At 52.1% G+C, this 21180-nt stretch carries 15 protein-coding genes; 9 read left to right on the top strand and 6 right to left on the bottom strand.

From position 1 onward, the window contains the following. Positions 1 to 5 precede the first annotated feature (5 nt). The 3 genes from B036_RS0117545 to B036_RS0117535 all read left to right on the top strand — a co-directional run bounded on the left by B036_RS0117545 (position 6) and on the right by B036_RS0117535 (position 4233). Positions 6 to 530 (top strand): hypothetical protein, encoded by a 525-nt coding sequence (locus B036_RS0117545; protein ID WP_020570041.1) that lies wholly within the window; start codon positions 6 to 8, stop codon positions 528 to 530. A 5-nt stretch (positions 531 to 535) separates the two neighbouring features. Then, on the top strand, positions 536 to 2416 hold the full coding sequence (gene mrdA / locus B036_RS0117540; RefSeq protein ID WP_020570040.1) for a penicillin-binding protein 2: 1881 nt from the start codon (positions 536 to 538) through the stop codon (positions 2414 to 2416). Between the two features lie 329 nt (positions 2417 to 2745). Continuing rightward, the gene (locus B036_RS0117535; protein WP_026232082.1) at positions 2746 to 4233 is read left to right on the top strand and encodes a bifunctional ADP-dependent NAD(P)H-hydrate dehydratase/NAD(P)H-hydrate epimerase; all 1488 of its coding nucleotides are present in this window, start codon (positions 2746 to 2748) and stop codon (positions 4231 to 4233) included. 154 nt (positions 4234 to 4387) lie between these two features. Here B036_RS0117535 and B036_RS0117530 read toward each other — a convergent pair whose 3' ends face one another. Then, positions 4388 to 5716, bottom strand: a complete 1329-nt coding sequence (locus B036_RS0117530; protein WP_020570038.1) for a T9SS type A sorting domain-containing protein — start codon at positions 5714 to 5716, stop codon at positions 4388 to 4390. Between the two features lie 283 nt (positions 5717 to 5999). On the opposite strand from B036_RS0117530, the gene B036_RS0117525 reads away from it, so the two are divergent. The 3 genes from B036_RS0117525 to B036_RS0117515 are packed head-to-tail and all read left to right on the top strand — an operon-like array spanning position 6000 to position 8504. After that, the gene (locus tag B036_RS0117525; protein WP_020570037.1) at positions 6000 to 6533 is read left to right on the top strand and encodes a hypothetical protein; all 534 of its coding nucleotides are present in this window, start codon (positions 6000 to 6002) and stop codon (positions 6531 to 6533) included. Positions 6534 to 6547: 14 nt separating this feature from the next. After that, the gene (locus B036_RS29860; RefSeq protein ID WP_020570036.1) at positions 6548 to 7111 is read left to right on the top strand and encodes an RNA polymerase sigma factor; all 564 of its coding nucleotides are present in this window, start codon (positions 6548 to 6550) and stop codon (positions 7109 to 7111) included. Next, positions 7104 to 8504 carry a hypothetical protein gene (locus B036_RS0117515; RefSeq protein ID WP_020570035.1) on the top strand — a complete coding sequence of 467 codons (1401 nt, stop codon included), beginning with the start codon at positions 7104 to 7106 and terminating at the stop codon, positions 8502 to 8504. The genes B036_RS29860 and B036_RS0117515 overlap by 8 nt, the downstream gene beginning before the upstream one ends. A 143-nt stretch (positions 8505 to 8647) precedes the next feature. On the opposite strand, the gene B036_RS0117510 is transcribed toward B036_RS0117515, so the two are convergent. The 3 genes from B036_RS0117510 to B036_RS0117500 all read right to left on the bottom strand — a co-directional run bounded on the left by B036_RS0117510 (position 8648) and on the right by B036_RS0117500 (position 13122). Beyond that, positions 8648 to 11377 carry a M16 family metallopeptidase gene (locus B036_RS0117510; protein WP_020570034.1) on the bottom strand — a complete coding sequence of 910 codons (2730 nt, stop codon included), beginning with the start codon at positions 11375 to 11377 and terminating at the stop codon, positions 8648 to 8650. Positions 11378 to 11512: 135 nt separating this feature from the next. Next, positions 11513 to 11968 (bottom strand): GNAT family N-acetyltransferase, encoded by a 456-nt coding sequence (locus B036_RS0117505; protein WP_020570033.1) that lies wholly within the window; start codon positions 11966 to 11968, stop codon positions 11513 to 11515. Then, positions 11965 to 13122, bottom strand: coding sequence for a TlpA disulfide reductase family protein (locus B036_RS0117500; RefSeq protein WP_026232081.1), 1158 nt, complete (start codon positions 13120 to 13122; stop codon positions 11965 to 11967). Before B036_RS0117500 ends, B036_RS0117505 begins: the two co-directional genes overlap by 4 nt. Before the next feature lie 250 nt (positions 13123 to 13372). Here B036_RS0117500 and B036_RS0117495 point away from each other — a divergent pair, with 250 nt between their 5' ends. Together B036_RS0117495 and B036_RS0117490 are read left to right on the top strand one after the other, a co-directional pair. Further along, complete coding sequence (locus B036_RS0117495; protein WP_020570031.1) at positions 13373 to 14860, top strand: Na+/H+ antiporter NhaC family protein; 1488 nt, start codon at positions 13373 to 13375, stop codon at positions 14858 to 14860. A gap of 388 nt (positions 14861 to 15248) precedes the next feature. Further along, positions 15249 to 15815 (top strand): RidA family protein, encoded by a 567-nt coding sequence (locus B036_RS0117490; RefSeq protein WP_020570030.1) that lies wholly within the window; start codon positions 15249 to 15251, stop codon positions 15813 to 15815. A 24-nt stretch (positions 15816 to 15839) separates the two neighbouring features. Here the strand turns inward: B036_RS0117490 and B036_RS0117485 are convergent, their stop codons facing one another. Beyond that, the gene (locus tag B036_RS0117485; protein ID WP_020570029.1) at positions 15840 to 17336 is read right to left on the bottom strand and encodes a leucine-rich repeat domain-containing protein; all 1497 of its coding nucleotides are present in this window, start codon (positions 17334 to 17336) and stop codon (positions 15840 to 15842) included. A gap of 147 nt (positions 17337 to 17483) precedes the next feature. On the opposite strand from B036_RS0117485, the gene B036_RS0117480 reads away from it, so the two are divergent. Beyond that, positions 17484 to 18650, top strand: coding sequence for a cytochrome-c peroxidase (locus B036_RS0117480; protein WP_020570028.1), 1167 nt, complete (start codon positions 17484 to 17486; stop codon positions 18648 to 18650). A 208-nt stretch (positions 18651 to 18858) separates the two neighbouring features. Here B036_RS0117480 and B036_RS0117475 read toward each other — a convergent pair whose 3' ends face one another. Next, the gene (locus B036_RS0117475) at positions 18859 to 21135 is read right to left on the bottom strand and encodes a T9SS type B sorting domain-containing protein (protein ID WP_020570027.1); all 2277 of its coding nucleotides are present in this window, start codon (positions 21133 to 21135) and stop codon (positions 18859 to 18861) included. Positions 21136 to 21180 lie beyond the last annotated feature (45 nt).

Genomic DNA, 21180 nt, shown 5'->3' with positions numbered 1-21180 from the left:
AAGGAATGAGAGGAGTCGACCCAATCAGTAACATCATCCGTTTTTTTCTGCTTGTCTTCCTGCAGGTATTCATCTTTCGGCAGGTAAACCTCGGCTGGGGAGGAGCCGACTACGTCTTCGTATTAGTTGCCCCTTTATTCGTTGCCCTACTTCCCTTGAGGACGCCCCGACCGATGGTCGTCATATTTGCTTTTCTGCTCGGCATCAGTGTAGATTTCTTCTACGAAACCCTCGGTGTCCACGCCGCCGCCGCGACGTTCACCGGTTATATCCGCCAATTCGTTTTGGCTATTCTTGCGCCAAAAGACGGTTACAAGGTAAAAGCAAGCCCGGATGGTAAGGACCTGAGTCGAACCTGGTGGATTCAATACCTGGGCTTTATCATCACCGCCTACGCCGTTTTCTATTTCAGCATGGAAGCATTCTCACCAGTTTTCTGGAAGCAAATACTGTTAAAGAGCCTCTTTACCATCCCCATTTCGTGGATGCTTTGTGGAATCTTAGTATCTTTCCTCAGGCCCCGTATTTAGTAACTATGCAAAGTGCAAAAAAAAGGCTGGACAACCGTGGTGTGGTCATTCGCGCACTCTTCATCATCGTTGCAGTATTGTTGCTGGGTAAAGTAGCACAGCTTCAGGTATTTGACGCTGACTGGAACGAGCGGGCCAACAGGGTCGGTTCAAGCAAGGTTAAACTCTATCCGGCCAGAGGCCTGATGGCCGATCGTAATGGAGACTTGCTCACCATCAATGAGCCGATGTACCAGATTGAAATGACTTATCGTGACTTTGCGGCAAAAAATGCAAACTTTGATACCCTGGGCTTCTGTAGCCTGCTAAAAATTACACCCGAATACTTTGTAGAGTGCATCCCAAAGGAATGGGGTTTCAAGTACACCAAACGCAAGCCCTTCATCTTCCTGCCCAACGTTTCCCGGCAGATGTACGCTACTTTTCAGGAGAACCTGTTCCGCTTCCCTGGCTTTTCGGCCAGTCTGCGTAGTTCCCGGGCTTACCCTCAACCCGTGGCGGCACACTTGCTTGGCTACATGAGTGAAGTGGACCAAAAAACCATCCAATCGGGAGCTGGTCGTTACGTCACGGGAGATTATCATGGCCTCTCGGGCCTGGAGTATCAGTACGAAGAAATGCTGCGGGGTGAAAAAGGGGAGAAATGGCTGTACCTCGATCGTCTTGGAAGAGATGTAGGCAACGTAAAGGCCGAGCAGGACGCCATCGTTGGTTCCAATCTGATTACAACGCTTGACCTGAAACTGCAGCAATACGGCGAAAGCCTGATGGTAAATAAAGTAGGCGCCGTAATTGCCATTGAGCCAGCCACCGGGGAGATACTCTCCATGATCTCCGCACCCACCTACAACCCAGATTGGCTAAGGATCGGCCGTGGCCGCAGCCAGGCGTTTACACAGTTACAGCGGGATACGCTGCAGCCACTGCTCAACCGGGCCATCAACGGAAAATATGCGCCGGGGTCTCCGTTCAAGACCCTGGTCTCGCTCATCGGCCTGGAAACCGGTACCCTGAACGAAAACCGGGGCATGGCCTGCAACGGTGGTTTCACCAGCGGTGGCAGAGTATTGCTGGGCTGCCACGCCCATGGCTACATCAATAATGTCCAGGAAGCAATTTCGCAAAGTTGCAATAACTATTTCGTCACTGCGTGGCTGGAAAACATTAACCGGTTTGGCAGTGATACGCCGGCAAAGGGCATCGATGCTTTTAACGATTACCTCTATCAGTTTGGGCTGGGACAAAAACTGGGCATCGACTTTCCTGGGGAGATCAGCGGCTTTGTTCCCGGCAGTGAATTCATTAGCAAAAACGAGAAGGGTGAACGCTGGAAGGCGATCTACTATCGCGCTCTGGCCATCGGCCAGGGGCAGTACGAGATGACCAGCCTCCAAATCGCCAACTTCATCGCGGCCATCGCCAACCGGGGACACTGGTATACCCCGCACCTGGTCCGGCAAGTACAGGAGGGCAATGAGGCCGTTATCCGGCCGCTCACCCCGGAACGACACGACATCGACATCGACCGTCAGCACTTTGAGGCCGTGGTCCAGGGCATGCGCCAAACCGTATTGAACGGTACTGCGCGCCGGGCAAACATTCCCAACATCGAAATTTGTGGAAAGACGGGAACCGTACAGAACCCCAATGGAGACGACCATTCTGTTTTCACAGCTTTTGCCCCGATGGACAACCCAAAAATCGCCATCCTCGTCTACATTGAAAACGGTGGTTACGGCGGCACCATCGCCGCTCCCATTGCCAGCCTGATGGTGGAACGCTACCTCAATGGCTCCATCGCCAAAAACAGGGAATATCTGGAGCAGCGCATGTTCGATACGGACATGACGGCGCGGGGAGAGAGTACTATTCGGGAAGTTAAGTAGAATTGGTCTACTGGTGCTACTGGTCTATTGGGGGACGTTAGAACGCTACTACAGTGGCAGCAACCATTCAGGGCAGTAAGGTGAATTTTAAGAATATTGGGACCTGGTTCCTGTATCAGACCCCTGAAAATTCCATTCTGAATACTTCTTTGGGCGCGGCCGCAGGATGCAAAAACGGCTGGAGGAGCAAAGGGATAACCATACCGCCTTCAGCCACGGGCGAGCACACAGATAAGGGTGTACCCCACCCAAACTACCATAACACAATCCTTTTATCAGGCAGAGAGAACCAGCATTCTGCCCTAACCGTTCTCAGAAAAAGCCAGGTAATGTACCTCCTCCCTAAGCTCCCAACCGTTGCCCAGACCCGTGCTGCTGACATGTATACGATCAAGCATCACTTCCCTTCTTCCCTTGCGTTGATGGAAAGCGCCGCCAATGCTTTTGTGAAAGCTTTTCTGGAGGAAGACATTGCAAACGACCAACGGATCCTCATCGTCTGCGGCCCGGGCAACAACGGTGGAGACGGCCTTGCCGTAGCTCGGCTCTTACGCGAGCGCAGCTATTTGGTTGACGTCGTCCTTATGGGTTCCGAAGACCGCCTCAGCCCCGACGCGCAGGCCAACCTCCAGCGCCTCGGGCATCAGGTCACCTACCTGAAAAACGATGATGCTGACGTAGACCTCCCCTCGGCAGACATCATCATCGACGCGCTCTTCGGCACCGGACTCAACCGACCGGTAACGGGCCTGGCCGCCAGCGTCATCGAAGCCATCAACGCTGCCGACGCGCCGGTGTATTCCATTGACTTGCCTTCTGGGTTATTTGCCGACGGGTTACCGCCCAAAGGTGCCATCGTCCGGGCGGAGTTGGTGATAAGTTTTCAGCGGCCTAAACCGGCTTTCTTCCTACCGGAGAACAACGACTACCTGCGCCGCTGGCGCAGCGTGGACATCGGCCTCGACGAAGACTTTCTCCAAAGCCTGCAGGGGCAGGATTTTGTTTTGGATAAAACCGTAAGCCAGCTGGTAAAACGCCGCTCCCGTTACTCGCATAAAGGTACTTACGGGCACGCGCTGTTGCTGGCCGGGAGCAGGGGCAAAATCGGGGCAGCAGTACTTTGCGCCCGCGCCTGCCTGCGTGCCGGCGCCGGCTTGCTTACTGCCCAAGTACCTGGGTGTGGGTATGACATCTTCCAGTCTGGCATACCCGAAGCAATGTGCCTTATTGATGCCAATGCAGACCAGCTTACCGAGTTGCCTCCGTTGCATCCATATTCGGTAGTGGCCATCGGGCCGGGTATCGGGCAGTCAGTTGCAACCGCTGATCTGCTCCGAAGCCTCTTGACAACTACGGACAAACCTATAGTAATTGATGCAGACGCGCTAAATCTGTTGGCCACTGACCGCACCCTGTTGGCCTTGTTGCCCCCCGGTGCTATCCTCACCCCGCACATCAAAGAATTCGCCCGCCTCACGGGCGCAGCCGCGAACGGAGAGGATCGCTACGACCAAGCGCGAGACTTTGCCCGCCAGCACCAGTGCATCGTAGTTTTGAAAGACGCCCATACCTGCATCACCGCGCCCTCCGGCGAGCGATACTTCAACACTTCGGGAAACCCCGGGATGGCCACAGGAGGGATGGGGGATGTGCTTACGGGCATCATTACCGGTCTGTTGGCCCAGGGGTACGAGCCACTCGAAGCCGCCTTGATTGGCGTGTACTTCCATGGCCGGGCCGGGGATGCCGTGGCGGAGTACAGAGGTCAGGCAGCTCTTCTTGCTTCAGACGTAGCACAAGCGTTGCGAATTGAATGAAGCTGAGGCTGAATTGATTTGCTTTTTAAGCTCCCCTTGCACCTGCGGCCGCGCCATAAAAGAACCATTTAGCCGCAAAGAAAATGACCTCACCCAACGAATCGCTGAAGGAGGTTGCGTTTCCTTTACTGCTAAAAGTGCAGCGTCTACCCCATCAGTTCACAATCACTTTTCGCGCCACCACGCCCTCCGCAGTGGTCAGCCTGACGATGTAAACGCCGGGCGGTAGATGGCTGACGTCAAACTCATGGCGATATTGCAAACCAGCGACTGCCATACGCTGATGAACTTTGCCCGTAAAATCCATTAAATCAATACCAGTTACCGTCCCGTCCCAGGTGATCGCGACCCGCTCCGATGCCGGGTTCGGGAAAACGCGCAGGTCTTCAACCCCAACCGGCCGGGCACAAACCAAACCGGCACAAGCTTTTAGATCAGTGGTGTAGACAGCATAGGGAATTCGCTCTCGATTAGTACCGGAACCTAAGGTGATGGAATCCTCACTTATGGTGACGAAACTCTTTACGTTGCGGTGGGCCTCCGTAACCGGATACCGACTCATGAAACTTTCATAGCCCTCAGATTCGAACCCTCCGGTCTTGTCAAGCGACGTAAAGTAGTATAGATAAGCAAACCCAGGGCGTGGACTATATTCAAAACTTCCGTTATAATAGACGCACCGATTATCCCCTCGCAGGATAACGCTAATCGTGTCTCCGGCCTGCGTCAGGTTCCCTGTTTCCTGATTCATGATCCTGAAATCGGCCACCAACGCCCGGCGACCCCGCGAACTACTCGTGAATTGGGATCCTAAAAGCTCCATTCTTACCAAATTGAGATTGACCGGGTCTTGCCCGCTAACAATTTCCGTTAGTTGATCGCACATACTCATCCTATCCCGGGTGCATTCCTCCATGGGTTCCTGGGGAACGGCTACACACAGGAATTCATCGGAGGTAAACGCTTCCAGGCTCATGCTGTCCACACCTGAGGCAATCGGCCCGTAAACTACGCCATCGATGAGCGGGAGAAAGGTCGGACCACAGTTCTGCAGGGTAGTAATCTGATGACGGGTAAAAATGGAGTCGGTTACTCCATCTAAATCATAATCAACCCCACTGCTGTATAGCCTTCGGAAAAAGAATACCTGTTCGGAAAGGGTATCGATCTGGCTCGGCCAAACCGCACAGTTTACCCCGTTGTGCAACAAAAATGTAATGGTGTCACCGGGGGCGGTTAGCCCGCCCCGCAGATTACGGGTGATGACCACATCGAACAGCGGCTGCACATACACCGAACCAACGTAATTGAAGTTGTAGGTACGCAGTGGACGGGCGGTTACGATCTGGGATGGGCCCCAGGATTCGTGCTTGTAATCTCCGGCCATGGCGCAGAAGGTGTCGTAGGGATCGCAGGAGCAAGCGGCCAGGGAACCATTGCACAGCATTAGGAGCATTAAGAGGGGAAAGGTCAGGTATTTCATTGTATAGGGTAGTCGGAGAGTGCTTTCCTAAAGTTATGTTTCCGTTTCAACTAGTCAGCTAATTTCCGGAAGCCTGTCTTTTCTCCGACTAAATACCTTGGCTACCTTGGGTTGCCTTACTCCCACAGAGCCACTACCGCTTGCTTCAACCTCCCCTGCACCTGCGGCCCCGCCCAAAAATGCTCCAGAGAAAACCTTCAGGAGAAAATATATTTCCGCCTTCGGCAGCGTTATAGCACCTATGCTACGTCAGTGTATTTATCGTCAATTAAATCACGATATTATGAATGCACGAATCTTATTTGGAACCGTATTCTTATTCACCTTCGCCAGCTTATTCCAGGGTTGCGCCTCGAAGGAAACGATCACCCTTGCGGGTGCGAATGACCAATTCATCTCCATTGACCATGGGAATGAACAAATTTTGCTGAACAGTCCTTTGGAAACGTTCTATACCGCCAATGCAGACGGACAGGGTGCCGACAGGTTGGTGATTACCCGCCAGAGTGTTGACGGAACCCGTAAAGTCCGGCTAAGCCTGTGGGGCGCTAACCTGAAGGAACGGCGACTTCCCAAAGCCTTCGGTCTGGCTGGTGGTCCCGATGCACCTATTGGAGAAAAGGTTGATATTGATTACACCTCCTACCTGCTTAACGACGATCCGGTTTGCCCACATCTTGCGGGCGAAACATCAGCCCTTCGCGGGACCATTTTCATCGACAGCTGGACATCGGCGGGTATCATGAGCGGCAGCTTTGTAACGGACCCGAACCAGGCCTTTCAGTTTACTGGAAATTTCCAGGTACTCATCCCCTAACACCAATTAACCGAATGTCAATCACCCCCCTGGAGGAGTTGTTGCACGGCTGTCATCAACGCATGCCAACCGCGCAGCAAACGCTCTATCAGCGTTACTACGCATTTGCCCGGACCATTGCGCTGCACTACGGGAAAAACGATGAGGAAGCCGAGGAGATCGTTCAAGACGCGTTTTTAAAGCTCTTTCTCGCCCTTGACCGGGAGCTGTTTTCTGGCGATTTCCAAAAATACTTTCGCAGGATTGTGGTCAATGCCGGAATCGATTATTACCGGAAGTATCGTAAGTCTCATAGCTTAATTCAGCAGCTACAGGATTACATGACGCCATCAGTCAGCAACCTGGCTTTGCACCAACTGGCGGAAGAAGATGCTCACTTATTGCTGCGCAGCCTTCCTCCCGTCGCCCGCATGGTTTTTAACCTTCATGTACTGGAAGGATTCTCCCATGCTGAAATCGCCGTTCTACTCGACGTGCAGGAAGCGACCTCTCGCTCGAACCTTACCAAGGCACGTAAAAAGCTCCAACGCCTCGCTGGCCCTTTTTTTAACCCCGCTATTCAGTTGTCCAATGCATAATCTGAAAGAATTATTTGAACGAAGCCTTGAAAACACAAGGCCAGCCTCGCCACCGCCCGGACAATGGAGTGGGATTCAGGCGCAATTAGCCAGCAGTTACGCGGCAAACACCGTTGCTGCCACGACAACCTCCTCCGTTGCGGGCTTCTACACAGGTCTGGGTGGCGGTGTACTCGTTGGTTCAGTGCTTACTACGGTCCTGCTAATGGTGGTCTTTCCGCAATATTTAACGGTGTATCAACCTGATGAGCTGCTACTCACCGAAACGAGTATTCCTCGTGCTGATGAGCAAATAACTCCGGTAAAAACGGCCCCGGAGGAACACCATTTGGTGCCAGCCTTGATGACACCGACTGGCTCCCAGGCTCAACGACCTGCTGCTTCCGGAAAGATGTCATCGCGTGCCGTTCTACATCAACACAGCCTGCCTGATTTCTCTCAATCATTCTCAAATGATTTTCGGGTACCGATCGCAACTCCCAGCGCTGCTCTTTTCAGCAGTAATCGTTCAGAAAACACAGTCTATACCGCTGCAAAAGTTGAGTCAGTAACTCCCCTGATAACGGGGTATTTTTCATCGGCGGACCTGTCACTTACCAACGTGATGGATGCCCTGGTGATTAATCCTCCCGACAGTGTGGCGCTGCGCGCCAGCGGCAGAAAAGCCCGTTGGCACTTCGAACCGACACCTGGTGGAGAAACCCCAGCTGCCCGTTGGGAGATTGGAATAAGCGCCAGCCCCTGGCTCACTTCATCCAGTTACCTGGACGGGCCGGACGAATACTCCGTCAGTGTCAACCCCGCTGATGGCTCGCCCTTCGTACTTAGTAGTGGGGAAACTGCCATCCTCACCCGTGAACGTGCCCTAGATCAGCACTTCCGCAAGCAACTCACTTATCATCAGCTGCAACTGGAAGGTGCCCGGCAATTCGAGAACGGTCTGCGCATAGGTTTCGGCCTGCTGTGGGAAAACAATAACCGCAGCGACCTTAGCCTGTTGGACAACCTTCCCGGCCTGCTTCCAGAAAATGGTTACGCCCTACTGGTTGATGAAAAATATGGTAGTCTCCATACCACACTCTCTGCTCAGTACACCTTCCGCCAGCGAAAGCGGCTCCGCTACTTCGTCGGTGTGGCAGGTGTTGGTCAGGTTTACAGTCGTTTTTCTGCCGAAAAACTTTTGTACGAACGGTCTACCGGCTTACTTCATCAGCAAGAGATTCTCGAAAACTACAATCGCCATTTTCTGCCAGTTCTCCTCATCCGTCCGCAGGTTGGTTTCCAGTATCAACTGGCCCGACAGCTCTCCCTGGGCGTGCAAATCAGTTCCGGGATCGAAGGCTTCGAGCAAGTGCCCGAATTTGGGCTGGGTGGCCGGTGGACTTTGCGGTAAGCGGGTCCGCTCTTTAAACCCTTCCCGGCACCTGCGGCCGCGCAAAAAAATGCCCCTTCCCGGTACCGAAACCTGGAAGGGGCATTCTTTAATAAGTGGTCCGTCATCTAAAGTTCAACGGCCTGACGGCCCAATAGACCAACTTAAGGCTTCTTAGCCTCCGCCTTAGCGAAGTCACCAGCCCGCATGATCACCATCTTGTCCACGTCAATGTATTTCTTGACGGCAGCATTGATCTCTTCTGGCGTTAAAGACATCATTTTGTCTTCCATTTTCTTACTCCACTGCATATCACGGTCGAGGTAAGCGTTTTCGCCTAGCGTACCGGCCATAGAACGATCCTCGGCACGTCTCATTTGCTGGCTCTGCACCCAACTTGACTTGGCTGCTTCGACTTCCTCGGGAGTGAAGCCATCTTTGCGTGCTTTCTCAATTTCTTCCTTGAAAGCTTTCTCCAGCGCTTCGCGGTTTTCCGGATTGTAAATGGCGTAGGCCATGAAGGAGCCGCGCTTATCCTCATCACTGGCATTGAACTGGGAGCCGACGCCGTAGCTCAGACCATCCTGCTGACGGATCCTGGTAGCCAGGCGGCTATTCAGGAAGCCACCGCCCAGAATGAAGTTCCCCATGTTGAGGGCAGCATAATCGGGGTGGCTGGTGCTGATCGGCATAACCTGAGCAGCCAGGAAGAAAGCATTGGCCTTATCCGGCGTTTCAAACTTTACCATATCTGGTTTTACGGCACGGTAAGGACGGGCAATCCGCTCATACTTGGTTGGACTTTTCCAATTGCCGAAGTTGCGGTCAAGTGCGGCCACTACCTTCTCTTTATCCAGGTCACCGCTGGCGGAGAAAGTCGCATCTGAGGCACCGTAGAAATCCTTGTAGAAAGCTTTTACATCATCAATGGTCATTGCCTTTAAAGTAGCAACATCTTCGTCAAAGTCACTGGCGTAGAATGGATGTCCTTTAGGGTAATCACTCGTACGTTTCTGCATTTCGGTAGAGACAATGGCCCGGGGGTCACTCCGGCTTGATTCAATACCGGTAAGTTGCTCTTTAATCATTTTGTTAAACTCCTGTTCCGGGAAGGTAGGTGTACGCAGGACTTCCCCGACCAGGTCGATCACTGCGGGCAGGTTCTCATTCTCCGTTTCGATGGAGACAAAAGCACTCGTGGCACCGCCGCCAATAAATACCCTTGCCTTGAGTTCATCAAGTTTATCCTGAATCTGTTGGCGGGTGTATTTTTCGGAGCCCATCATCAGCATTTGGCCGGCCATCTGGCCAGCATCAGCACGTCCTTTAAGTGCTTCTAAGTTACCTAAGCGGAAGGTCATGCGGGCATTGACGCTGTTTCCGCGGGTTTCCTTAGTCAGCAGGCTGTATTCAAGGTCAGTCTTACCAACTTTGCCGGTAACCGTTCTGGAATCGATGTTGTCGTAGCTAGGGTCGAATTCCTCCCCTTCAGCAATAGCCTCTCTTCCTTCGTAACCATCGGTTAGCAGGGACAGGTCCAGAACTTCCGGAATCTCCGCCCGTTCGGGATCCTCCGTAGGGAAGAAACGGCCAATCGTCCGGTTAGAAGGCATAAAATACTTATTGGCCACGCGCATCACGTCTTCCGGGGTAACCTGCTCGATACGATCGCGGTAAATGTAGCCGAGGCGCCAGTCGCCCTGGGCGATATAAGCGCTCATGTTAAGACCAACGCGGTTGGCATCGCGTTGGGCGAGTTCAAAGTTTTTCAGCTGCCCGTCCTTGGCGCGTTTTACTTCTTCGTCAGTTGGCGGGTTTTCCTGTAAATCGGCAATAGTCTTATCAAAAGTAGCTTCTACTGCTGCCAGATCGTTTTCCTTTAGCACGTTTGCTCCGAACCAGGCGAAACCAGGTTCTGCCAGGGGAGATGCAGAACCGAATACGACACTGGCATCACCTTCTTCTACCATAGACTTGTAGAGACGACCGCTGGGTCGGTCGGTCAGTACGTCCATTAAGATGGCCACCGCCGGATAGTCCGCATGGGGGCCCGCAGGAATGTGATAAGCTGCCTGAAAGACCTGCACGTCTCCCGTACGACGAAGCTCAACGAAGCGTTCACCGTCCTGCACTGGTTCTCTTGTATAGGTAGGGTAAAGGCTGCGCTCCGGACGGGGGATCTTTCCAAATTTCTCCTGGATCAATTGCAGCGTTTTTTCTTCGTTGATCTTGCCGGCCACTACCAGTACCGCGTTGTCGGGTTGGTAGTACTTGCGGTAGAAACCCTGGAGGCGCTCAATTGGCACGTTCTCCAGGTCGGCCTTGGAACCGATGGTGGACTTACCGTAGTTATGCCAGAGGTAGGCGGTACTTAGCACCCGTTCCCGCAGGATACGAATCGGGCTGTTTTCTCCGCTTTCAAATTCGTTACGGACGACGGACATTTCGCTGTCCAGGTCTTTCTTGGCGATGAAAGAGTTGACCATCCGGTCGGCCTCCATATCGAGGGCCCAATCGAGGTTCTCATCGCTGGCGGCGAAGGATTCGAAGTAGTTGGTGCGGTCGTACCAGGTGGTACCGTTGGGGCGGGCGCCGTGCTCGGTTAGTTCGGCTGGGATGTCCGGATGGTTGGGCGTGCCTTTGAAGACGAGGTGCTCCAGGAGGTGGGCCATTCCTGTTTCACCGTAGGCCTCGTGGCGGGAACCCACCTTATAGGTTACGTTGACGGTGATGTTGGGAACGGACTGGTCCGGGAAGAGCAGGACCTGCAGGCCGTTATCGAGTCGGTATTCGGTGATTCCCTCAACAGAGGTGATCTTTTCGGGGGCTTTTTGGGCCAATAGGGTGCTGCCGATGGCCAGGAAGACCAGGGCGGAAAGTAAGCGTAATCTCATGAATGATTAATTGGTTAGGTATTAAATAACTTAGTCTACAAAAAAACTAACGAAAAGACGTAGTGTTTCGGTATTTCTACCAAAGACGGTAACTAATCGACGGACGTGGCCTGGGAGGCGTCACTAAAGATTTCCTTAATCACACACTCGCCTTTCAAATTTCACCTTCCTAATTCCAATCCCGGTCTCCCATTGTTTGACCTCCCTGAAACCAAGTTTTCCATACAATTCAATGGCTGGCCCATTATCGACGCCAGTTTCAACGACAAAGATTTCAGCGTCGAATTCATCGAAAACGAATTGCACTAACTTGCTCCCTATCCCGCGCCTGAAATGCTTTGGGCACACCACCAAACTTCTAATACCCGTGCAGTCTTTATTGCGTTCAACTTCAACGACTCCTGTTAATTCATCTCCTTCAATGTATCCGAAAAACGGATTACTACACTCCAGGAAAGCCTCAAGAGGTCTTTTAAGTGGTGGAAATTCCGTGGCCTTTAACAGAGCAGCTTCAACTGCATACGATCGTTGAAATACGGAACGTATCTGGTGAGCAGTTTCTACCTCGTTGTTTTTAAGTTTTCTAATCATTTGCTATTTGCCCAAGACATTACATCTTCAACAGATTTGATGTCGACATCCACAGTTTTAAGGTCTTTGTCAAAGAGAAGTTTAAATGGGAATCCTCTTATTCCGTATTTCGTTTCCACCCCTGAATTATCTCCAACGTACAGATTCTTCCATAGTATATCATCTTGAAGTGAAGACTTCTGCCATTTTGCTCTGGAATCGTCTACGTTTACGCCGATGACCTCAATTCCTTTTGATTGTAAAATAGCATAGTTGTATTTCATTTCACGGTTAAATTTCCTACATGGATTACATTCCGTGAACCAAAAATATAGCAGCGTAAATTCATTTTCTTTTAGTAAGTCCGACATCGCGAAGTCAACGTTCTCAGCATCTGAGCTAGTAAAGTCCACAAAAGGTCTGAAGGCACTGTTGCTGTTTAATTGAAACACAGCGTTTCTCATTATTTCGTACTTATCACTGCTAATGGACGTAGAGTCTACATTATAGAACAGCCGACTAACGCTTTTTATATCAGCAATATCTATGTTCTCCTTATCGAACATCCCGCTACTATGTAGCCTTTGGATGATAATTTCTGAGAACAAAAATGAGCTCACTTCTGGCGTACCGTCTTCGAATTGAGTATCGAACAAGTTCAACGCATTCTTCCTGGCTTTCGGATAAACAAGCCTCACCATACTATCATTTTTGATACTATCCCCAATTATCCAACTGCCACCTTCTATAGCATCTTTGAACTTGTAGAAAAAGTCCAGCACTTCCTTGTTTTTATCGCCCTGCTCATAAGTAGGCGCTAAAAATCTATACTCACCTTCTTCTCCTCCAATATCAAAGTTAATAGCGACCTGACCTGGCTCTAACAACATCATACTCGTTGCATAACTTCCCCTCATCTGGATTATGTCATCTTCAAATCGCAACGTGGCGGATTTAATCCTATCCGACTTACCTTCAAATCTAAAGACACCATCTTTGACTATTGCCGTCAGTCGGTCTTCAGTACTTGAGCCTTCTGGTATCAGGGCGATTTTAACGCCCTCGGCGTTGTTCACTTTCCCGGTGATCACGAATTCGAAGTCAGTATTAGATACTTCTTCGTTTTTACAGCTTAACATACAAAGGCCGATGAAGACCATCAGAAATACTTTCATAGTTGTTTTAGGTTTACTACTTCGCTTACTTTAGCTCTCCAGAGAATATCTGCCTTTCTAGCAATTTCTCCTCAGCCTTGTAAAGATAATCGCGCTCTGCTTTCTCACAGCCTCCCCCAGCACCCGCGTCCCCGCCAAAAAAACAAAACCCCCACGAAATCCTTAGCTTGTGCCGACCTCCAAGGTGCAGTAGCCAATCGCTTATCGCATATCCCTTATTGCTTACCCCTTATCCTTTTCCTCCTTTCCCATGGCAGAATCCCTAGGTTTTCTAACTCTACTCCCGCCCGTCATCGCCATTCTGTTGGCCATCGCCACCCGGCAGGTGTTTATTTCCCTCATTGTAGGCATTTTCATGGGCTATGTGATCATGGCCGGCGGTAACCCCTGGATTGGGTTCCTGGACACGATGCAGGGCCTGGTTGATGTCTTCGCCGACGCCGGCAATACCCGTACCATCATGTTCTGCGCCCTGGTTGGTGCGCTGATCGTTTTCATGCAACGCTCGGGGGGCGTGGCCGGCTTCATTCAATTTGTGGAGCGTAAACTGAAGAAATACGAAGACCGTAAAGACGGGACGGGACGGGTCGTCGTGCAGCTGCTGGCGTGGCTTACCGGTGCGCTCATCTTCGTAGAAAGTTCCATAAGCGTACTGACGGTGGGTACGCTTTACCGCCCCATTTTCGATAAAATGGGCATCAGCCGGGAGAAACTCGCCTACATTGCCGATTCCAGTTCTGCGCCCAGTTCCATCCTCATTCCGTTCAACGGTTGGGGTGCCTTCATCATGACGCTGCTGGCGGCGGAAGGTTTTGCCGATCCATTTGGCACGATGATCAAGGCACTGGGCTATAACTTTTACGCCATTCTTGCCTTACTGTTGGTCCCCGTCATCATCCTGCTGAAGCGGGACTTCGGGCCGATGAAAAAGGCTGAAGCACGCACGGCAACGGGAAAGCTGCTCAACGACGGCGCTACCCCGGTGGTCGATACCGAGCTGACCGATATCGAAGCTAAACCCGGCATAACGCCCAACCTCTGGAACATGGTGCTGCCCATCGTGGTCATGGTCGTTTGCATGCCACTCATGCTGGCTTATACCGGATGGGGCAGCGCTCGGGAAATGGTGGGCGCGGACGCAGGTGCAGGGGAAGTTCTACTGCTGGCCATCGGTAAAGGTTCCGGCTCCACCTCAGTGCTGGTCGCCGTTACGCTTTCCATCCTCGTCAGCATGTTTTTCTATAAAGCCCAGGGTATTTTTGGTCTACGGGAAAGTGTTGATCTGGTGCTGAAAGGCATTGCCGGCCTCATTCCTCTGGCCATCCTGATGTTACTGGCCTTTGCCATTGGCTCGCTCTGTAAGCAACTGGAAACCGGCATTTACGTCGCCGATGTGGCCAAAGGCTTCCTCTCCCCCGCCCTGGTTCCATTCCTGGTCTTTGTGGTTACCTGCTTCATCGCCTTCAGTACCGGATCCAGTTGGGGTACCTTTGCCATCATGATCCCCATCGCCGTGCCGATGGCCGATCAAATGGACGCCAACGTACTGATGGCCATCGCCGCCGCCCTCGGCGGCGGGGTCTTCGGAGACCACTGCTCCCCGATTTCCGACACCACCATCCTCTCCTCCATGGCTTCCGCCACCGACCACGTGGACCACGTAAAAACTCAGTTACCTTACGCCGGATTGGCGGGCGGAATGGCGGCGTTGATGTATTTGGTGTTGGGCTTGGTTTGATCTTTAAAAAGACCCCACTGAACAGGCCTTCACAGCTGCTCTGCTCGTGCGCCTCTCCCCCGGAGAGGGGTGACCCAAGCATTGATGTTTTCAGGTAAAATGAGTGGCTTGTGGCCTTTCAACTCCAATAAGTGACCATTCCAAGCCACTAGCAGGCTGTCGGGGGACACAGCGTACCTTAGTACTCCTCTTCAGGGAGTAGAGGCAGAGATACTAAATATTCTTTAGAACTGACTGGAGTGCGGTCAAAATATAGAATGAAAATTAATGATTCTTGCTGAAAATCTCTTTCGAAGGGTCATCCCTTTCCGGGGGAGAGGGACCGAGGGAGAGGCGACTTAGGACTAGCTAAACATCAATTTCTAATTAACCACTAAAATCAACATTCATGAAAACGCTTTTCCCAGCGCTGATGCTACTACTAACCTTATCTGCCTGCACCGAGCCAGCCAGCGCACCAGCCGCCACCGGAGCAGAAACAGAAGCCCCACCCACCGAGGACATGGCAACCAAGCTTCGCACCCTCAACATCGAACTCCCCACTCTGGGTGTTCCTCAGGCCAACTATGTCCACGCCGTTCGCACCGGCAACCTCATTTTCCTGGCTGGCAAAGGACCGACCAGGGCCGACGGTTCCCGGGTCACCGGCAAACTCGGCGCGGACCTGACGGTAGAACAAGGGTATGAAGCCGCCAGGCTCGTCGGCATACAACAACTCGCCGCCCTCAAAGCAGAACTTGGCGATCTCAATCAGGTGAAACGGATTGTGAAAGTCCATGGCATGGTCAACGCAGCACCGGACTTCACCGACCATTCCAAGGTCATTAACGGCTTCTCTGACTTAATGGTCGAAGTATTCGGCGAACGGGGAAAACACGCCCGGGCAGCCATCGGAATGGGGTCCTTACCGGGAGGTATTGCGGTGGAGATTGAAGTGGTGGTGGAGGTTTATTAGTTCATAGTTCAATAGTCTATTAAACTACCAAAGCCCCTGCCAGGCAGCCCACCGCTGTTCCCCCAACGAGATCTTTTTGCGCAAATCATCCTTAAAACTTAGGTAATGATCCAATTCGTTGATCGTCTTTCCGTCGATCTGCAAGAATTGCAATGCATTCATGTAGAGGATACCGGCGGGGATTTTCTCTAGTGGATTTTGCCCCAGGTTCAGGGTCTCAAGGTGCTTAAGTACGTGGAGGTTATCGGGGATATCCGATAAACGGTTATGGCTTAAGTCGAGTTTACGCAGGCGGAAAGCATCCATGAACCCTTCCTCCACTTCCTCTATGTGGTTATGGCTGAAATCAGCCACCGTCAGCTGCGGCAATTCCCCCAGGAAGCCGTTGACGTAAGTTAGCCGACTGCTTTGAATGATGATGGATTGGAGGCCTTTACACTCGAGGATGGAGTACGGAATATCGGTAACGCCACTTTTATCGATGGTCAAAGACTGCAGGTTTTTCAACCCGCCCAGTTTTAGTGGCAGGTCTTCTAAGTCCGGAGCATTTATGATGGTCAGGTGCCGCAACTGCTTAAAGCCAGCGATGTTATTGGTAATGGCCCGCAACCCACAGGAATCGATGGTCAGATGGGTAAGCTTTGGGAATCGAAAGAAGGCAGTGGGTAGCTTCCCTTTCGGCAATTTACAGAAGCGTAGTTCCACGTGTTTTACCGACCTGGCCGGGAGCAATTCGAAAGCCTCCTCCAGAAAGGCGATGTCAGCATCTTCGATCAATACGCCATCCCTACCCTGGAGTTGAAGTCGTCCTTTGGGTTGGTTCACGCGAATTTTCTGCAAGGCTGGTTCCGCAGTTTCCAGCAGCGGCCGGAAGGCCTCTCGCTGCTTATCCTGCTCCGGCAGGAGGTCTGCCTGGCCCTTTTTGCCAAGCAGAAATCCCAGGTGATATATCTCCAGTAATTGATCGGTCCGTTTTCTAACCTGGTGATCCGCTAGTCTTCCGGGCAGCAGCTCCTCGGCTTTCTGAAAATGTTGCCAGGCCATCAGGTAAGCTTTGGCCACGTAGTAGAACTCGGCTCTCGCCCGAAGCCGAAAGAAGGTCAATTCCGTATAGGAGTAGTCGTCTTCATCCTGCCCTTTGAGCAGTTTTTCCATTTGGATGTCAACACCTTGTTGTATCCATTTTTCATCCGCACCTCCCTGGAGTTCCATCATCCCATTTTCCATTACTTTGGCAAACAGGCGCGGTAGCGGCTGGTACTCAAGGGGGGTAACCGGCAGGCCGGCCAGGGCGGTAATTATTTCGGGTATCTTCTTCCCCGATTCCCGAAACATTTCTTCCAGCACAGCCCCGGCAAAACGATGACTGACCTTTAACTCCGACTTATCCAATGGATCAAGCTCCTCAATCAGGCGCTGTACCGCTTTTGCGTAGTCTTTATGCCGCAGGCAGAAACGAATGTCCCGTTCCTCCAAGGAGAAGGTGGTAGAATCCGCAAGAAAGGAAGTATCGATGTCCATATTCGTAGTCGGCAATATAGGGAAAGGGCTACCGCGTTTTCCAACATAACGGCGGCTAAAATTACCTTTCCTTACCATTAATAGAATCATTCGTCATCAATACTCCCGGGACCTCAACTTAAATTTGTGCCTCACGAATAAACGTTCATGCCAGTGCTCAGGAATCTCATCTGCCTAATTGCCTGCCTCCTCGGCCTGGCTGGCTGTGGGCCCGAGCCCCAGCAGGTAAAGGAGAAGCTTCCCCTCCAGGTTTTCACGGCGCTACCCACCACGGTCAATGCCCCGGCCAATAACCCGATAACCCAGGAGAAAATCGCACTTGGCCGGCTGTTATTCTTTGATCCTGTTCTTTCCGGAGACAAGGACGTTTCCTGCGCCACCTGCCACCACCCCGACCAGGGGTATGCTGAATTCCGGGACATTTCCATCGGCGTCAATGGAAGCGGATTAGGCAGTAAGCGAACCTTTAAGTCTCCCAACAGCATCCCCTTTGTAAAACGGAACGCCCACACCATCCTGAATACCGCCTTCAACGGCATGGACCCATACGGCCGGTACCAGCCAGAAACCGGGGAGATGTTTTGGGACAACCGGGTAACGGGACTGGAAGAACAGGCCGTTGAGCCAATTCTCGCACTGGAAGAAATGCGGGGATTGCACTATGAAAAGGATCAAATTCTCTCCGAGGTAGTACAACGGCTCCGCAGTATTCCAGAATACCAGGACCTTTTTGAGGAGGCTTTCGGACCAGGAGACATCACCGCTGGAAAAATAGGACAGGCTATTGCTACATTTGAGCGAAGCCTCATCACGACTAACTCCCGCTTCGACCAGTTCATGCGCGGTGATCGCGACGCCATCTCCAGCGCGGAATTGGAAGGTTTCGAATTATTCAAAAAGGTGGGGTGCGGCAATTGTCATAATGGGCCAATGTTCTCCGACTATCAGCAACACGTCCTGGGGGTTCCGGAAAGCAAAAAGCTTTCCTTATCAGATAGTGGGCCTGCGGAAGATTTCGCCTTTAGGACGCCGTCCCTCCGCAACCTCCGGTTTACCGCGCCTTATATGCACAACGGTAGTTTCACCTCCCTGAAACGGGTACTGGAGTTTTATGAAGACATTTCCGGAGGCCGGGAAGAAAACCCTCATGTCTCTAAAGATCAATACGACCCACTTATCCGCAAGTTAAATATAAGGGTCCGCGATATGGCCGCCATCGTCTCTTTCCTGAACACCTTAAACGACGAGGACTTCAGCCGGGAGATTCCGGAGTCCGTGCCTAGCGGGTTGCCGGTTGGTGGGGAGATTGAGTAGCGCGATACCACACACGGGCACATAAGGTGAAATAATATTACTAGTGGGGCGACCGCAAAGGATCGCCCCTACTGGCATCATTTATTCAGGCTGCGTTCGCTGCGCGAACGCCAAATCACTTATCGATACGAGCGCAGTGAGTAGCCAAGTGTGGCAGCCAAATCGTTTATCACTATTCCCTTATCGCTTATCCCTTATCAAAAGGTTCCTACCGCACCAGCACCACCACCCCACTTTGCACCTGCGTTCGCGCCGCACCATCATCTCCTATCCCTTCCACGGTTGCCTTATAGAGATAAGATCCCGCTGCGGCAGCCTCTCCATTGACCCAGCCATCCCACTCCGGCACTTCCGGGGTCGAGGCGAACATCAAACCGCCCCACCTGTCAAAGACCTCAAGCAACGTTGAGGTAAAGTCGACGGCAAATATTCCAAAACGATCATTGATGCCGTCAGCATTCGGGCTGAAGGCTGATGACACGTAAAATCGCGTCGGGCAGAACTCATTCACCAAAATGGAGTCCACCCCGATACAACCGAATTCGTCCGTGACCGTCACCGTATAAATGCCTCCATCGATCGCCGTTAGCGGATTACGCCCTGATCCTCCGCTCCACTCATAATCTGCGTAAATACCGGCATTTAGTTGCGGTGGGTCATCGCGTCGGGCGCAAAAAACGGTGTTTCCGGTAATGGTGACCACTGGGCTCGTATCCACCGTTACCATTACGTCAGCGGGGAATGTTTCACAACCACTAATGTTACCGATGGCGGTATAAATACCGGCATCTTCCCGATCAAGAGCAGGTATGAACAGGGTTCGCGCTTCCTCCACCACGCCGTTGGGGGATATCCAGCGGTAGGTATCCTCCGGCAGTCCGAAAGCTTCCAGTAGCAATTCTGCCCCTTCACATTCCCGGGCTTCAGGAGATACATCCAGTGCCTGTCGTTGGGTAATTTGCAGGTCTCTGAAACTCGTATCGATTTGGCCCAGGCATTCATCTTCGAGGATCAGCCGAATGGGGTATTCGCCAAGTTGGTCGTAGAAGCGGGTGAAGTTCGCCCGGGTTTCCGTAGTCCCGTCTTCCAACGTCCAGGTGTGGCGGAAACGCAGGGTATCCAGGCCCGTACTAAAGGTGATGGTATCGTTGAGGCAGCCACCTTCCACGATCGGATTACTGTTGATGTTGCGAAAGGCCGCACCGCCGCTGTAAGAATAGCTTTCTACGTCTCCATAGCCGTAAACCGTCACGATAACACCGCAGCCGCCGGAGGTGATCGTATGGTTACCGGTATTAACCCTAACCCGGTAAAAACTGTATTCTCCACCAGGAACGGCTTCAAGCGGATCGGTGATCGGTGCGCCGTCGAGCAAGATACCAACCTCGTCCCCGGTCCGAAAAAGGATATTGAGGTAGTTCTCAAAAATATCCTGCAAATTAGAGTTGTACACCGTCACGGTATCCTGTGTTTGCGACACCTCGTTCAGTAAAAAGAAACTAGGATCTCCGGTACCACCGTTTGGATGACCGTTGCACTGAGACCCAAGGAGGAACTCGGCCACCAGTACTGGTTTATTACTTCGGACATTGATGGCCCCCGATTCCTGAAAATCGGTAAATTCTCCTGCATTGAGGAGTCGGGTGAAAGTACTCGTCCCGGTAACATTTACCACCGTTCCGTCTTCAGATGCCAGTACGCGGTACAGGTTGCCGGAGTTACGCAAGGTTGGGATACCCACATACCTGGTCCCCCACTGACTAATCGGGTAATTGACTTCCAGCAGGTTATCGTACAGGCCACAGGTTTGTGCAGGGACACCAGACCAGGAGGCGCCGGCGAAAACGGCTACTGGCGCAGAGCTGCTGATGCGGGTCCCCGTCAAGTCATCATTTCCGTTACTTGCCCTAACCTGATAAACCTGCCCTTCATTAAGGACTACGCTAATGTTTTGGTCGGCTGACCGGCCCCCTTCCGTTGGCGCAGCAAGTTCACTGATGCTGACCATCGTTGCATCTTCGGTGGCCACGATAGCAAAAGAAGAAGGGTAATTTACCTGCGCATCCGGTCGGCCGCTGTAGGCCATCACGTAATATTCGGTGCCCAGTGCAGGCGTTGGCAGCACCAGACTAGCCTCGGACCTATTGCGGAAATATTGATGAATATAAAGGGAGATTATGCCGTTCGCCTCTACGTGGACGGCCGTACCAGTGACCCCTTCCGACCCTTTTGTTTCCGACCCTAGCGGCAAGGTAATCTGAGCAACGTTGTTTTCCCCAACCGTAAAGTTCTGGCTCCAGTTGCTTCCCGGCACAGAAATTGTGCCACTGGTTCCCCGCCGGGCGGAAATCAGGGCAACCTTGGTATTTCCAGGATCACGGTGTTCCAGAAAGGTGAACCAAAAATCACGGCCTTCGCTATTTTGGGCGCGGCCGCAGGTGCAAAAGCACAGGATAAAAAGCAGGGTAAATAGACTACGGGGCATTGCGCAATTTACGACAGACCAAGATAATAATATGGGTATCAATAC

Source organism: Neolewinella persica DSM 23188 (assembly GCF_000373105.1).
In the GTDB taxonomy this organism is placed as follows: Bacteria; Bacteroidota; Bacteroidia; order Chitinophagales; family Saprospiraceae; genus Neolewinella; species Neolewinella persica.
This window is presented reverse-complemented; position numbering and strand designations above follow the sequence as displayed.

Excerpts from the sequence above, each read along its gene's own strand:
- B036_RS0117545 (WP_020570041.1), top strand. The coding sequence starts at position 6 with ATGAGAGGAGTCGACCCAATCAGTAACATCATCCGTTTTTTTCTGCTT.
- mrdA (WP_020570040.1), top strand. The coding sequence starts at position 536 with ATGCAAAGTGCAAAAAAAAGGCTGGACAACCGTGGTGTGGTCATTCGC.
- B036_RS0117535 (WP_026232082.1), top strand. The coding sequence starts at position 2,746 with ATGTACCTCCTCCCTAAGCTCCCAACCGTTGCCCAGACCCGTGCTGCT.
- B036_RS0117530 (WP_020570038.1), bottom strand. The coding sequence starts at position 5,716 with ATGAAATACCTGACCTTTCCCCTCTTAATGCTCCTAATGCTGTGCAAT.
- B036_RS0117525 (WP_020570037.1), top strand. The coding sequence starts at position 6,000 with ATGAATGCACGAATCTTATTTGGAACCGTATTCTTATTCACCTTCGCC.
- B036_RS29860 (WP_020570036.1), top strand. The coding sequence starts at position 6,548 with ATGTCAATCACCCCCCTGGAGGAGTTGTTGCACGGCTGTCATCAACGC.
- B036_RS0117515 (WP_020570035.1), top strand. The coding sequence starts at position 7,104 with ATGCATAATCTGAAAGAATTATTTGAACGAAGCCTTGAAAACACAAGG.
- B036_RS0117510 (WP_020570034.1), bottom strand. The coding sequence starts at position 11,377 with ATGAGATTACGCTTACTTTCCGCCCTGGTCTTCCTGGCCATCGGCAGC.
- B036_RS0117505 (WP_020570033.1), bottom strand. The coding sequence starts at position 11,968 with ATGATTAGAAAACTTAAAAACAACGAGGTAGAAACTGCTCACCAGATA.
- B036_RS0117500 (WP_026232081.1), bottom strand. The coding sequence starts at position 13,122 with ATGAAAGTATTTCTGATGGTCTTCATCGGCCTTTGTATGTTAAGCTGT.
- B036_RS0117495 (WP_020570031.1), top strand. The coding sequence starts at position 13,373 with ATGGCAGAATCCCTAGGTTTTCTAACTCTACTCCCGCCCGTCATCGCC.
- B036_RS0117490 (WP_020570030.1), top strand. The coding sequence starts at position 15,249 with ATGAAAACGCTTTTCCCAGCGCTGATGCTACTACTAACCTTATCTGCC.
- B036_RS0117485 (WP_020570029.1), bottom strand. The coding sequence starts at position 17,336 with ATGGACATCGATACTTCCTTTCTTGCGGATTCTACCACCTTCTCCTTG.
- B036_RS0117480 (WP_020570028.1), top strand. The coding sequence starts at position 17,484 with ATGCCAGTGCTCAGGAATCTCATCTGCCTAATTGCCTGCCTCCTCGGC.
- B036_RS0117475 (WP_020570027.1), bottom strand. The coding sequence starts at position 21,135 with ATGCCCCGTAGTCTATTTACCCTGCTTTTTATCCTGTGCTTTTGCACC.